Annotated in this window: 4 protein-coding genes; 3 read left to right on the top strand and 1 reads right to left on the bottom strand. The window is 72.4% G+C overall.

What is annotated here, in order from left to right:
* Positions 1–208: 208 nt before the first annotated feature.
* Positions 209–1,309: a cytochrome P450 gene (locus AOK17_RS00535; protein WP_055610217.1), complete on the top strand. Its 1,101-nt coding sequence runs from the start codon at positions 209–211 to the stop codon at positions 1,307–1,309.
* A gap of 81 nt (positions 1,310–1,390) precedes the next feature.
* Positions 1,391–1,831, top strand: coding sequence for a hypothetical protein (locus AOK17_RS00530; protein WP_055610216.1), 441 nt, complete (start codon positions 1,391–1,393; stop codon positions 1,829–1,831).
* Positions 1,832–1,991: 160 nt separating this feature from the next.
* Here the strand turns inward: AOK17_RS00530 and AOK17_RS00525 are convergent, their stop codons facing one another.
* Complete coding sequence (locus AOK17_RS00525; protein ID WP_055610215.1) at positions 1,992–14,165, bottom strand: hybrid non-ribosomal peptide synthetase/type I polyketide synthase; 12,174 nt, start codon at positions 14,163–14,165, stop codon at positions 1,992–1,994.
* 330 nt (positions 14,166–14,495) lie between these two features.
* On the opposite strand from AOK17_RS00525, the gene AOK17_RS00520 reads away from it, so the two are divergent.
* Positions 14,496–14,813, top strand: a complete 318-nt coding sequence (locus AOK17_RS00520; protein ID WP_055610214.1) for a hypothetical protein — start codon at positions 14,496–14,498, stop codon at positions 14,811–14,813.
* The last annotated feature ends 191 nt before the right edge of the window (positions 14,814–15,004 follow it).

Below are 15,004 nucleotides of genomic sequence, written 5' to 3'. Positions count from 1 at the left end.
CCTTGACGATCTCCGTGAACCTGAGGACTCTCGAAGGTAATTGACGATCCGTCAGTAGCGTCGGATCGAGCGCTGTCGAGAGAGGAGTTCAAGGGTGCCGGACTACGAGTTACCCCATGACGGGACGACGTTTCCCTTCCCGCCGGGGCCTCACGGCGGCCCGCCGCGGGACTACAGCAGCAGGCGGAGTGCGTGCCCGCTGGCCCCCGTGGTCCTGCCCAGCGGGGACGAAGCGCTCCTGGCGACGACGTACGACGACGTGCGTGCGGTTCTCGGAGACCTGCGTTTCAGCCGCAATCTGCGCTACGAGGGCGCGCCGCGCATGCTGGCTGCCGCCGACTTCTCCGACGATCCGAACGCGCTGGTCAACATGGATCCGCCCGAACACACGCGGCTGCGGCGCATCGTTCAGGCGGCCTTCACCCCTCGGCGGGCCGAGAGCTGGCGCCCACGCATTCAGACCGTCGCGGACGAGCACCTCGCCAAGATGCGTGGCGGCTCACGCCCGACAGACCTGATGACGGCCTTCGCGTTTCCACTGCCGATCGACATCATCTGCGCGCTGCTCGGCGTCCCGGCGCAGGACAGCCCTCACTTCCGCGGCTGGTCGGACCTGTTCCTGTCCACGAGCACCGCCGACGCACCGGAACGTGCCAAAGCCGGCGCGGAGTTCGCCGCGTACGTCGACGACCTGATCGCCGCGCGCCGCCGGGCCCCGGGTGAGGATCTGCTCGACGCCCTCATCAGCGCCCACGACACGGACGACCGGCTCAACGAAGTCGAGCTGGCCCGCATGGTTCGAGGGCTGATCATCGCGGGACACGAGACCACCGGCAACGTCATCGGCCGCGGCATCCTCACGCTCCTGCGGCACCCGGACCAACTCGCCGTGATCCGCGACGATCCAGCGCTCCTGAACGTCGCCGTCGAGGAGATCCTCCGCATGGAGGTCCCCGGCCACGGAGGACTGTTGCGGGTTGCCACCGAAACCGTGTCGCTGCCGTCAGGGGGAACTGTCAGCCAAGGACAGGGCGTTCTCGCCCCGGTCGTGGCCGCGAACTTCGATCCCCAGCACTTCCCCGCCCCGGACACGTTCGACGTCCGGCGTGCCGACAACAAGCACATCACCTTCGGACACGGTCCGCACTTCTGTCTGGGCGCCAACCTCGCGCGCGTCGAACTGCAAGTCGCCATCGGATCGTTGATCCGCGAATTCCCCGGCCTCGCGCTCGCGGGCAGCGCCCAGGAACTCACCTGGACCGGCGGAAGCCGGGTCTGCAGCGTTTCGCGACTTCCCGTCACCTGGTGATCGTGGGGAGGGCGACCATGCCGTTCTGATGACCGCCGAGGGTTGCTGTTTGCCGACCGTGGGGCTGGATACCCGACGCGCATGGCTGGAGCAAGTGACAAGACGACGAACGGACAGTCGCCGACCGCGAGCGCACGAGCGGCGAAGAAGACCGTGACCGAAGGCGCCGCGGCGCCGGCGAAGGAGTCGCAGCGGGCTGCCGCCCAGGCGGCGGAGAGCGCCGGAGAAGCGGCCACCGCCGTGGGACGCGGCAGCAAGGAAGCCGTGGTGAGTCTCGGCGGTGCGGCGTCGGAGAAGGCCAGGGAAGCGGCCAGGACAGTGCAGGGCACCGTCTCCTCGGCCGCCCAGCAGACGATCGGGAAGGCCGGCATGGCATGGACCCTCCTGAAGGCCAGGAAGGTCCTGGCGGTCGCCGCCGGAGCGGGCACCGCCACCGTGGTCCTCTGCTCCTACACGCTGGGCCGCCGTGCCGGTCTGCGTCGGCGTGGACCGCTCTCCCGCCTCAGCGGCGGCCGTCTCTGAGCAGCAGAACACCACCGAGGCGCTCCTCGGCACGGGCCCGCGAGAGCTTTCCGCTCTGGCGGGCCCGGCCGTTTGACCAGCGCGTACGGGAGCGGCCACTCGACCGGCCCGTACGGGAACCGAGGGCCGTCGCGGAGCGGTGTCCACCGCCCCGTGCCGGTCAGCGTTTCCCTGGCACACGAGCCGCCATGTCGGCGCCGACGACGTGCCCGAGCAGGTGGAGCGGCGCCGCCGTCACCCCGGCCCGGTCCACCGCCCGGGCGTAGGCGTGAGCCGTCTCCTGGTCCACCAAGCCGTGCACCAGCGGCAGTTCGGGCAACGCGGCTCGGAGCAGGGACTCCGTACGGCACGAGGCGAGGGTGTCCTCGATCCAGGGCTGCGCGAGGTAGCCGGCGGCTGCTGCGGCGGGAAGTCCCTCGGCGGGTTCACGGTGGGTGCGGCCGATGTGGAGCAGGCCGCCGCCCAGGACCAGTACGTCCTGCCGTTCCCGCATCCGGGCGAGTGCTCGGGCGGTGTCGAAGCAGTGCGGGAACGAGTCGTCGATCACCGTGGTGCCGGGCCTCAGCCGGTCCACGTCCAGGACCGCGGCGCTGCCGCTGATCGCCGTCACCAGCAGATCCGCCCCGTACACCGCCTCCGGCAGTGCCTGCCGGGACTCCACCACCTCGACCTCGTCGGCCAGCCCTCGCTCACGCAGGTTCCGGGCCAGTTCCGTCAGTCGCGGTCCGCTGCCGCGTACGTCGCACAGGATGAGCCGCCGTGGTGGACGGGTGGCCCCTGCGAGGAGCAGTTCCAGCGAGGAGGAGCCGATCGAACCCAGCCCCACGAACGCGACATCGAGGTCCGCGAGCTTCTGACCGGTGGCGTCAAGGGCCGCCTGGACCGTCTTGACCACCGACACAACGGTTGCCGCGTGGCCTGTCGTCACGGCCGCCGCCCCCTCGACGGAGGGCAGCACGTCGAATCCGTAACCGGTCAGCGACGGGATCATCCCCGCCAGCGAGACGCAGCGCGCGCCGAGCGACGAAGCCAGCGACACCGCGCGGCCGGCATACCGGACGAGACCGGGATCCCGGCCGAGTTCGTCGGCGAAGAGCGGCACGCAGACGAAGCCCGATCGGCCCAGCGGCGTCTCCACCGTCTCCAGGAGGCGCGGCGCGCCGTCGGGGAACAGCATCGTGCGCAACTCGGCGCGTGGCAGCGCCCCGTCGGGCAGGCCCGCCAGCCGCGCCAGATGGTCGGGGGCGGGCAGGTAGCCGACCAGCGCCGCGTCCATCGTCTCCCGAGGCCCCTGCCGTCGAACCGCGGGCTCAGGGCTTGATGCCCGCGTCAGCCGGGCGCGGATCGAGTGCGCGAAGCCGTCGAGCGCGGGTGGCGAGAAGGCCCTCGCGGATCCGCGGAGCGTCACGCGCAGCCCGTCCCCGTCCGGCCGCACCGCCATGAACACGTCCGTCGCCGTCGACGGCGGTGCGAACGCGCTGTCCGCGTCCTCCCACGACACCGTCAGCGTGCCGCCGTTGGGCGCTGCCAGCGCGGAGAAGTCCAGGAAGGTGAAGAAGAACTGCGACGTCACCGGCAGCCCGTTGGCGTGGCGCGGCAGGACGTCGTCGTGGGTCCGTGCCTCCTCGGCCTCGGCGACGATCCGGCGCAGGGCGTCGCCGAAGTGTCCTTGGGCTGACTCCCGGCCCGCCGCGGCGCCCGGCCGCACCGGTACGGCCGCGGCGAACGGGCCGAAGATCCGGTGTACGTCCGGCAGCGGACGGTCCCGCCCGCTCACCGCCAGCCCCAGGATCAGGTCCGCCTGACCGGTCGTCTCCGCCAACTGCTCGTAGTAGGCGGTCAGTAGGGGCGCGTACAGGGTTGCCCCGACTTCTGCCGCGAGCGCGCGCAGCGCTGCCGTACGGGTCGCGTCGAGCACGAACTCCGCCGAGTGGAACGTGGGGGAGTCACTCGCGGTACTGCTGCTGCCGTCGTCGGGTGCGAGCAGCACCGGGGGCCGGTACGGGGCACTCAGCCGGGCTCGACGTTCCGCGGCGTCCGGCGCTGAGCCGGCCCCCGCTTCGGCTCCGGCTTCCGCTTCGTGTTCGGCGCCTGGCTCGGCCAGCAGCAGGCAGTGGTCGCGGAAGGTGGCGCGAGGTGTGGACAGTTCGGCTGTGCGGTCGGCGGTCAGCAGGTCGTACGCGTCCGTCAGTTCCTGCATGAGCAGGGCGGCGCTGTACCCGTCGCCGATGAGGTGGTGCGCGTGTACGAGGAGGACGTGCTCGTGCGGAGCCAGGGTGAGCACGCGGAGTCGCAGCAGGGGCCAGGTCCACGGCTCGAAGCGGCGACCGGCCTCGGCGGCGGCCCGCTCGTCCACGTCACCGCGGTCGCGGAGCGTCTCGAAGGCGACCGGCAGCCGCAGTGAGCGCGGCAGTTCCTGCTGGACGGGCGGACGGGCGCCGTAGGGGAAGACGGTGCGCAGCATCGCGTGGCGTTCCACCAGCAGGTCCACCGCGGCCTGGAAGACCTCCTGGTCCAGTGGGCCGGACAACCGCAGCCGCGCCAGCCAGGCACCGCCGCCCGGTGAGAGCTCCTCGGCGAGGAGGAATCCGCGCTGGCCCGGCGTGAGGGGGAAGGGGGAAGCGTGGTCCTCTCCCGTCGGGCGAGAGCCCGCGGCCGTCCCCGTCCCACACGCTTGCCCGGCAGCCGTGTCCACCGCCGTGGCGAGCGCCGCGAGAGTGCGGTGCCGGTAGATCGCGGTCGGCCTGGGCAGCGGCCCTTCCTGCTCCGCGAGCCGGGCGAACACCTGGAGGACGAGCATCGAGTCGCCGCCGAGGTCGAAGAAGTCGTCCTCCCGACAGATCGGGTCGGCCTCCAGCAGTTCGGACCAGATCGTCGCCAGCCGTCGTTCGGTCGGTGTCGCCGGGGGAGTGCCACGGTCGGCGGTCATCGGCGGTGCACTCGATGCCTTGCCCGCACGGTCCACCGGGGCCGTTGCCCGGTCGGACAGCGCGCGCCGGTCGACCTTGCCGGTACCGGTCAGCGGGAGCGCGTCGACGACCGTGATGCGCGCCGGGATCATGTACGGCGGCACGATGTCCGACAGGTGCCCGCGCACGTCGCGGGTGTCCGGTCGGCCGGAACCGGGCCGGACGGTCACGAACGCCAGCAGCCGCCCTTCGTACGCGGTCACGGCGGCCCGTGCGATGCCGGGGTGCGTCTGGAGCGCCGCCTCGACCTCTCCCGGTTCCACCCGGTTCCCACGGATCTTCACCTGGTCGTCGACTCGGCCCAGGAACTCCAGCGTGCCGCCCTCATCACGCCGTACCCGGTCCCCGCTGCGATACCACCGGCGACCGTCGCGTACGGCGAAGGCGTGGGCCGTCAGGTCCGGCTCGCCCAGGTAACCGGGTGTCAACCCGACACCCGCGATGAGGAGTTCGCCGAACTCGCCCGGCCCGCACGGCGTGCCGTCGGGGCCGACCACCTCCAGGTCGGTACCGGCGACGGGCCGCCCGATCGGCAAGAGTTGTACGTCGTCGTCGGGGCGGACGTCGATGACATGGCAGGTGGCGTTGATGGTCGCCTCAGTGGGCCCGTACAGGTTGGCGATCCGCGTGCCGGTTCCGAACAGGTCGAACCACCGGCGTACGTGCGGGGCGGGCAGCGCCTCGCCTCCGACGTGCACCCATCGCAGCGCCGACAGGTCCGGTCGGCCCGCCCCGTGTCGAACCTGCTCCTCGGCGGCGGACAGCAGTTGTTCCCACAGCGTCGGCACGGAGCTCCATACGGTGATTCGCGCCCGCTCCACGTACGCGAGCAGCAGTTCGGGGTCCCGCCGCAGGTCCTGCGGCACGGTCACCACGGTGGCGCCGACCAGGAGGGGCGCGAGCAACTGGCGTACGGAGGCGTCGAAGCAGGGAGACGCCGTCTGGGCCAGGCGGTCCTGGGGGCCGTAGCCGAAGGTGGCGACTGCCCAGTCGAGGTAGTTCTCCATCGCCCGGTGGGTGATGGGTACCGCCTTGGGTCGTCCGGTGGATCCGGAGGTGAAGATGACGTACGCGATCGCCTCGGCCTCCGCCACCGGTACGGAGTCCTCATTCGTCGAGGCCGGAGCGGTTGGCAGGTCGTCGACGGCCAGGGCTTGAACTCCATGAAGGGCGGCGGCAGTTGACGATGTGGACGCATGGCACACCACGACGGTGGCACCCGTGCGGGCCAGTTGATCCGCCAGCCGTGCCGTGGGGTGGCCCGCGTCGAGCGGAACCCAGCCGGCACCGGCCCGCAGGATGCCCACCACACCGATCACGGTCTCCGGGCCAGGCTCGGTGAGGAGTCCGACCAGGTCGCCCGGACGCACGCCGAGGGCACGCAGGCGCGTGGCGAGCAGAGCCGATGCGTGGTCGAGGTCCGCGTAGGTGAGTGTCGTCGTTCCGTCATCGACCGCCGTTGCCTTGGGCGTGGCACGGAACCGGTCGACCAGCCGGGCGGCCAGGCTCGGGCCGCCTTCCGATCCGGTGAGCGGTACGGAAGCCCCGAGGGAAGTGGGGGAGAGGTCCGCAACAGGCGCAGCCGTATGTGAAGGCGGTGCGGGAACGGCGCACAGCGCGGCCAGTTCCTCGCGGTACTCCCGGTCCAGACGCGCCACCGTCCCCCGCTCGAAGAGCGGCAGCGGGAAGTTCCACGACATACGCAGCACCGGGCCGTCCGCCCAGCACAGCAGGCTCAGCCGGGTCGCGGCCGAGCCGGTGCCGGCCGCGGTCGCCTGTACCTCCACCGGGCAGTCGGCCGCCAGGCGGGCCGGGAAGCGGGCGAAACTGAAGCCCGCCGGACTCGCCGTGCGGGGGCCACCGTCGGCGGACAACAGCCCGGCCAGGTCAAGGCTGCTCAGACCGGCGTGTCGCTCGCTCTCCAGCCATGCCTCGCGCAGCCGCGCCGCCAATGCCACGAGCGGCTCCTCCGGGTCCGCCTCGCACAGCAGCGGAAGCGTGTCGGCGAGCGGACCGACGAGCCGGTCCACCCCGTCGAACCGGTCCTCGCGCCGGGCCCGGGCCACGTTCACGGCGATGTCCCGGCGGCCCGTCCACCGCACCAGGCAGCGTACGTAAGCGGCGAGCAACAGGTGGAACAGCGATACGTCATGCGCGGCGGCCAACCGTTCCAAGCCGGCCGTGAGGGCCGCGTCGAGTACGCCGTGGTGCTGCACGAGCGGGCCCGACGGGGGTGCGTCGGGATCGCCGTCGTACGGCAGCCGCAGCGGTTCGCACCGCCCGGCCAGACGCTCGGCCCAGTAACGCCGCGTGTCTTCCGGGCTGTTGGAACCGGAGGAGTGGACGTGCGCTGCCGCGTACGTCGCGAAGTCCAGTGACGGCGGGGCCAGTTGGGGATGTTCTCCGCGCCAGAGTGAGGTGTAGAGGGCCCACAGGTCCTCGGCCAGGACGTTGAGGCTGTACCCGTCCGCCGCCGCGTGATGGACCACCAGCAGCAGGTGCGCGAGGTTCGGTTCCTGACGGAGTACGACGGCCCGCACCGGCGGTTCGACGGCCAGGTCGAAAGGCCGGTTGCACAGGGCAGATTCGACATCCGCCACGCTCCGGGCAGACCTCTCGCAGACCTCGTACCACGTCCGCAGAGCCGTCGTCGGCGCCGGCCGTTGCATCGGCGAGGCACCCGCGCCGTCGATACGCAGCCGCAGCATGCCGTGCCGCTCGGCCAGAGCTGTCAACGCCCGGCCGAGGACGTGGGTGTCCAGCGGGCCGCGGATCGTCAGGCGCAGATGGCCACGGGCCGGGACGTCCGGGTGCAGCCGGCTGCTGGTGTACAGGGCCAGTTGTACGGGGGTGAGGGCGAAGGGCGTGCCGTCGTGCGTCGCGGGCGGTAGTGGGGCGCGGTGAGCGTCCCGCCCCGACTCGGCGGCATCAGCACCAGCCTCGGCGCCGGGTTCCGCCGCGGTCTGCGCGTCGAGGTGGGCGGCCAGCTCGCGCACGGTCCGGTACTCGAAGAAGAGCGTGGTGGGCCATGGCCGTCCAGTCCTGCGCTCCAGCCGCTTGACGAGGTCGACGGCGCCCAGCGAGTCCAGCCCGACCGACAGGAACGGGGCGTCGTCGTCGACGGCCGACACCGGTACGCCCAGCGACTGCGCGAGCAGCTCCCGGAGCACGGGGGCGGAGCCGGAGACGGGGACGGACGTCGGCCCGTCCGCGGCGGAGGGCCGACGTGCCGCCAGCGAAGCGGCTCGCTGCGGCGGTATTGCCGCAGGCCGCCCCGGCGAGTCGGCAAGGACCGGCCCCCGCACGGACGTCAGATCGGCGAGTACCAGTTGTGCCTCGTCCATGTCGCACGCCGAACGCAGCGCGGCCAGCGCGGGCGCGGTCGCCAGCGGGATGCTTCCGGCGCGCGCAACGGGGCCGGCGCGCAGCGAGGAGGCGAACGACGAGGCGAGTCCCGTCTCGGCGAACGGCCCGAGGTTCACAGACAGCCACGGTCGTCCGGCCCGCCGCTCGGCGGCGGCGAAGGAGTCGAGGAAGGCGTTCGCCGCCGCGTAGACCCCGAGCGCACCGGCGAGTCCGGGCAGCACCGAGGACACGGAGGAGAACGCGACACACACCCCGGGACGCTGACCGTGCCGGTGCAGTGCTTCCGCCAGCAGCCTCGTGCCGAGCGTCTTCGCCCGAAGCGCATCCACCGCTTCCTGTACGTCCGTTGAGCGCAGGCTTCCGGGGCTCACTACTCCGGCCGCGTGGAAGACGCCGTCCAGCGGGGGCAGTTCGGCGACGAGTTTGTCGACATCGTCCTGGGCCGCGAGATCGGCCTGGTGGTAGCGGGCGTCGGCGCCGAGCGCCGCGAGTTCCTCCATCAGGCCCTCGGGCGGCTGCGGGGAGCGGCCCGTGAGGATGACCACCGGCCGGCCCCGGCCGGCGAGGTCCCGGGCCAGAGCGGAACCGATGCCCCCGCAGCCGCCCGTGATCAGGAAGGTGCCGTCGGCGGGCAGCCGCTCCCGGCCGAGGGGCGTCTCGGCCGGTTGCGGGACGACGGTCCGTACCAGCCGCCGCCCGTCCCGCCAGGCGACCACCCCGGCCGCCTGCGGTGCCGCAGCCTCGGTGAGGACGGCCCGGAGCCGTTCCCCGGTGTCGTCGAGGGACGCGAGGTCGACCCAGTTCGCCACTGCTCCGGGAAACTCCTCGGGCACGGCGAGAGCGAGCGCGCCCAGCACGGCCTGCGCCGGGTCCGGTCGCTCGGAGCCGTGTCCGGTGACGTGCACGTTCTCGGTCACGACGAGCAGACGGCGAGCCCCGGTCCGGTCGAACAGCGCAAGCGCCTCCCGGAACGCAGTCACCCACCCGCGCTGCATCCGCTCGAACTCGGCGACCGTGCCGTGCTCGGCCGGCCCGGCGAGCAGGATCACCGTCTGCGCCGAAGCGACTCCGGCGTCCGTGGTCGCCGCCACGCCCCGCCCCGCTAGCTGTGACGCGAGCTCGCGCACCGCCGTCGCGTCCACGCCCGTCACGAGTACGGGTCCGGCGGGAGCGCCGTCGGCCAGGGGCGCCGCCTGCCACGTGACGCGGTGCAGGAGTCCGTGCGCCGAAGCAGCGGGCCAGTACCGGCGCCGCTGATAGGGGTAGGGCGGCAGTGGCACCCGCCGACGGCCCGCGTCGAGCGCCGTACGGTCCAGCGTCACGCCCCGCGCCCATAGGCGGCCCACCGTCGCCAGCAACTCCCGCGCCCCGCCCGGGGTACCGTCCGTGGCGCCGCTGGAACGATCAGGCTTCCCGGGCGCGGACACGGCGAGCACAGGACTGCCGTCCGTGCCGTCGGCCCGGTGATGGGCCGCCGCCGCGCGGATCGGGCCCGCGAGGTTCTCGTCAGGCCCGAGTTCGACGAACGTGTCGTAGCCCTCGTCGAGCAGCCGTGCCACGACCCGGCCGAACAGCACCGGCCGCAGGGCGTGTTCGCGCAGATGGTCCGGGTCCATGCGCGGCTGCCACTCGGCGGTGAGCGTGCTCATCACGGGCAGGTCGTCGGCAGCCGTGGCGTCGAGACCGCGTGCCGCGTCGGCCAGGGCCTGCGCGACCGGCTCCATCAACGGTGAGTGAAAGGCGTGCGACACCCGCAGCGGGCGCACCGCCGCTCCCAGCCCGGCGAGCTTCTCCGCCGCCCGCTCGACCGCGTCGGGGCTGCCGGAGATCACCAGCCGGCCGGGACCGTTGTACGCGGCCACCGCGAGCTCGCCCGGTGCTGCGGCCACCAGGGCCGCCACGTCCTGTTCGTCGGCTCCCCGTACGGCCAGCATCGCGCCCGGTGCGGTCAACGTGCCCATGAGCCGCCCGCGTTCCGCCGCGAACCCCACCGCGTCGGCAAGCGACAGAGCCCCGCCGACACAGGCGGCCGTCAGCTCGCCGACGCTGTGTCCGACGAGCGCGTCGGGCCGTACGCCCCAGGCCATCAACTGCCGGGCGAGGGCCACCCCGTGGGCGACCAGCAGCGGCTGCGCCACCTCGGTGGCGGCCTGCGCTCGCGCATCGACCTCGGCGTCCACGCACCAGGACGTCAACTGCCGTCCGTGCAGGGCGCCGGCGCGGGCCGACGCCTCGTCGAGCGTGTCGCGGTACACCGGTGCCGTCGCGTACAACGCACGGCCCTGGCCCGGCCGCAGCGCGCCCTGGCCGGGGAAGACGAAGACGGTCCGCGGCCGGTTCGCCACCGTCCCGGTGACGACTCCCGGCGCTCGGCCGTCACCCGCTGCCGTCGCCTCGGCGAGCCGTTCCCGGAGGTCTCCGTCGGCCACGACGGCGAGGCGGTGCGGTCCCTCGTCGCGTGCAGTGGCCGCCGTCAGACAGACATCGCCCTCGTCGAGTTCCGGGTGGTCGCGCAGATGGTCCGCGAGACGGGACGTCAAGGCGGCCAGACCGTCCGCACCGCGCGCGGAGAGGGTCAGCAGGTGGGGACCGCCTGCCGCCGCGCGCGGTGCGGGGGCGGAATCCGGGGTCGGCGGTGCCTGCTCCAGGACCGCGTGCGCGTTCGTGCCGCCGAAGCCGAAGGCGTTGACGCCCGCCCTGCGCGGACCGTGCGACTCCCAGTCGGTCAGTTCGGTGACCAGGGCGAACCCGGACCGTTCTACCGCGGGGGAGGGCGACGTGTGGTGCAGAGAGGCCGGCAGCCGACCCTGCCCGAGAGCCAGCACCACCTTGACCAGCGAGGGCAGGGCGGCCGAGTTGAGCAGGTGCCCGACGTTCGTCTTCACCGAACCGAGCAGCCGCGGACGCCCGTCCTGAAGGGCAGGGAAAGCCTGTGCCAGGGACCGCAGTTCGATGGGGTCGCCGACGGCCGTACCCGTCCCGTGGGCCTCGACGTACGTCACCGACCGGGGATCGACGCCGCAGACCTCGTACGCCCGGCCGATCACCTCGTGCTGTCGCAGCGGATTGGGTGCCATCAGGCTCAGGGAGGTGCCGTCGTTGTTGACGGCGGTGCCGCGTACGACGGCCAGGATCTCGTCGTTGACGCGGCGCGCTTCCTCAAGTGGCCGCAGGACGAGGGCAGCTCCGCCCTCACCGGGTACGAACCCGTCGGCCGCGGTGCTGAAGGCGCGGCTGCGGCCGGTCGGTGACAGCGCCTGGGCCGACTCCAGTGCCTGGTAGCCGTCGGGCGTGAGGTGGAGGTTGACGCCGCCGACCACGGCGATGTCGCACTCGCCGTCCGCGAGGCTGCGCCGGGCCAGGTGCAGCGCCACCAGAGCCGAGGAGCACGCGGTGTCCACGGCGAGCGCCGGCCCGTCGAGGTCGAGGCAGTGCGCGACACGGGCGGCGACCAGGTTGGGCAGGTTCCCGGTCAGGGCCGTGGCCGCCGGTGGCGTACCGGCCGGGGCCGCCTCGGCGAGGATCTGCCGGTAGCCGCTGTCTCCGACGGCGGCGAACACGCCAACGCGCAGGCCGCGGCGGCGGGTTCCGGCGTAGCCCGCCCGTTCCAGTGCCTCGTGGGCGAGTTCGAGGAAGATCCGTGCCTGCGGGTCGAGTGTGCGGGCCTCCTCTTCGCCGATGCCGAAGTGCCCGGCGTCGAAGGCGGCCGGTTCGTCGAGGAAGGCCCCCCAGCGTCCGCCGGAGTCGGGCGACATCTGCTCGCCCGCCTGCACCGAGGGCGTGCCGTCCCAGCGTCCCGGCGGCACTGTGGTGACGGCGTCCCGCCCGGTGGCCAGCAGGTCCCAGAACTCCTCCGGCGTGTTCGCGCCGGGGAACCGGCAGGCCATCGCGACGATCGCCGTCCCGGGTGTGCCGGCTCGGGCGGGCACCGACACCTGCCCATCGGCGGCGTACGACCGCCGGTCCGCCGTGTCGTCAACTGCGGCCAGCAGATGGTCGGTCAGTGCGCTGACGGTGTCGTTGCGCATCACGGACGGGGCGAGCGTGGCATCGAGGGCGTGCTCCAGCTCGGCGAGCACTTCCATCGCCTTGAGTGAGGTGCCGCCCAGATCGGTGAACCGGTCCCGGTCCGTGAAGGACGCCTCCGGTCGTGCGAGTACGCGCGCCCATACGTCGCGCACCAGCTGCCGCACGTCGGCGCGCGAACGCGGTGGCGTCGAGCGCCGTACGTCGTCAGGTTGCCGTGGCCCGCGTGCCTCCGCGCCTGACGGGGCCGGAGCCGAGGTCGAGGCGGCGGACGGGACCACAGCCGAGTGGGAGGCCGGGACGCGAGGCGAGGGAGCCATCGGCATGGGCAGCGGGCCGGACGAGGCCGCGGGCCGGTACGAGCCCGCCTCGAAGCGGGCCCGCATCCGCTGCCGCTGCAGCTTGCCGCTCGTGGTGCGGGGGAAGGCGGACGGTGGGAGAGCGAGGACGTGCACGTCGTCGTGGCCCAGTGCCCTACGAACCCGCCGCGCGACCTGGTCCAGTACCTCCGTCGCGGTGCGCGGCGGCCGGCTCCAGGACACGAAGACCACCACGCGCTCGCTTCCGGTCACCGGGTCGGTCGAGCCGACCACGGCCGTGATGCCGGCAGGCAGCCCGGGTGTCGCGGCGGCCACTTCCTCCATGTCCGGGGCGTGGAAGGTACGGCCGTTGAGGAAGAGGACATCCTTGTGGCGGCCACTGACACACAGTCGGCCGTCCCGCAGGAAGCCGAGGTCCCCGGTGCGCAGCCAGCCGTCCGCGAAGGTCTGTGCGGTCGGCTCGGGAAGGCGGTGGTAGCCGCGCGCGATCTGCGGGCCGCCGACCTCGATGTGACCCACGCGCCGGTCACCCAGCGGACGGCCGAGGTCGTCGGTGATCCGCACTGCGCAGCCGGGCACCGGTACGCCGACGTCCATCACTTCCACGGCGTCGCCGCCGGGCGCCTGCTCCACTGCCCTGCCCCGACTGAGAGCGGCCCGGTCCAGTGCCACGGGTGCCGCCACTTCGCCGAGGGGCGGGAAGGTGACGGCCAGCGTCGACTCGGCGAGACCGTAGACGGGCGTGGCCGCCCGGGGGTCCAGTCCGGTCGGCCGCATCTTGGCCGCGAAGTCCCGCCACACCGTCGCCGAGATCGGTTCGGCGCCTACCAGCATCAGCCGTACCGCGCTCAGGTCCACAGCGGCGAGTACCTCGTCGGGGACGCGGCGGACGGTCAGGGCGAGCGCGAAATTGGCGGCCGACAACACCGTGCCCCGGTGCGCGGCGGCCACGTCGAACCACAGGCGCGGTGACTTCGCGAACGACAGAGGACCGATCTTCACCTGCTTGGCCCGCACGGCCAGCGGTGCCAGATGGGTGCCGATGAGACCCATGTCGTGGAAGTAGGGCATCCAACTGACCACGACGTCCTGCTCGTTGAGCCCGGAAGCGGCGGCCATCTGCCCCAGATTCGCCAGGACGGCCGCGTGCGTCAGCTCAACCCCCTTGGGTGATCCGGTGCTTCCGGAGGAGAACTGCAGGAAGGCCAGATCGTCCGGGCGCGGCATGACGGGCGACACCGGTTCGGCGCACTCGCGCAGCGTCTCCAGACGCAACACCCGTACGCCGTCGGGCAGTTCGGCGGCCACCCCCGCACAGGCCGCGTCCACCACGACGGGCGGACGGCCGAGGTGCTCCCACACCGGGGCGACCCGCCGCGCGTCGGGCGCGAGCGGCACCGGCACCAGACCGGCGGCGAGCGCGCCCCAGAACATCGGCTGGAAGTCCTCACTGCGGTCCGCGAGCAGCGGCACGCAGGTGCCGGGCTCGACGCCCGCACCGCGATAGCCACCCGCGACGCGCAGGGACTCGTCGAGCAACTCCCGGAACGTGACCGCCAGTTCGCTGCCGTCCCCACGGACATGTACGACGACCTGATCAGGGGCCTGGCGGGCTGCGTCCAGCAGTACGTCAAACAGCGATGCAGTCTTCATGGGTCCGTTCGTTCGTGCGTGGGTGAAGTGAACCGATACAGCGGTGGGCCGGGCAGGTGGCGAGGCGAAGGCCCTTGACCTCGTACTTTCGTTCATTGGGGAGCCTGCCGGAGCCTGTGTCTCGTTTCATGAGTACGCATACTCAAACGGGGTTCCGTATCGAACCACTGTCCGGGCGCATGATGTGTTCGCATTCCCGGCCGAAGGCGGGGAACGTGGAGTGCATGGGAGTCGGGAGCACCACACACGAGTCGGGCGCACGCGCCATGCCGTCTGCCCGTCCCGCTCGTGATGCCCCCGACGGACCGGGCATCCTCGTAAGGAGTTCCAGTGACCACGTACGTCATCACCGTTCCCGGCACGTTCGTCAGCAGCGTCTCCGACGCCGCGCGCTCCGACATCGAGGACAGGCTCCGGCCTCGTGATCCGCAGAACACGGACCTGGGTGAGAGCGAGGAACTGAGCCTGCTGACCGTCGAGGAGGGCGGCATGTTCTCGGCCAGGATCGAGGTCGAGGCGGCGGACCGCTCCAGCGCCGAGAGCGAGGCGGTAGGGCTGGTGTCGAAGGCTCTGCGCGCCAGCGGATTCTCCGAGGACGACGCCCCGCTGGGGCAGGCGGTCGTGACAGGAATCGACAGCGAGTTCTGAGAGGACACGGCCTCGCGGCCGGGCACGTACCCGCGCCGAAGTCCGTGCTCGTGCCGAAGGCCGAGCCGGTGATCGCCCTGCCCCGAGCGGATCAGCCTTCACGCAGCGGCTGAAACTGTTCGTCGGCGCTGATGAACTCACAGCAAGCAATGGTCAATTCAAGCCGTTGTCTTGTCACTTCCATGACAACC

Origin of the sequence: Streptomyces phaeochromogenes (genome assembly GCF_001418655.1) — a bacterium.
GTDB classification, from domain to species: domain Bacteria; phylum Actinomycetota; class Actinomycetes; order Streptomycetales; family Streptomycetaceae; genus Streptomyces; species Streptomyces phaeochromogenes.
This window is presented reverse-complemented; position numbering and strand designations above follow the sequence as displayed.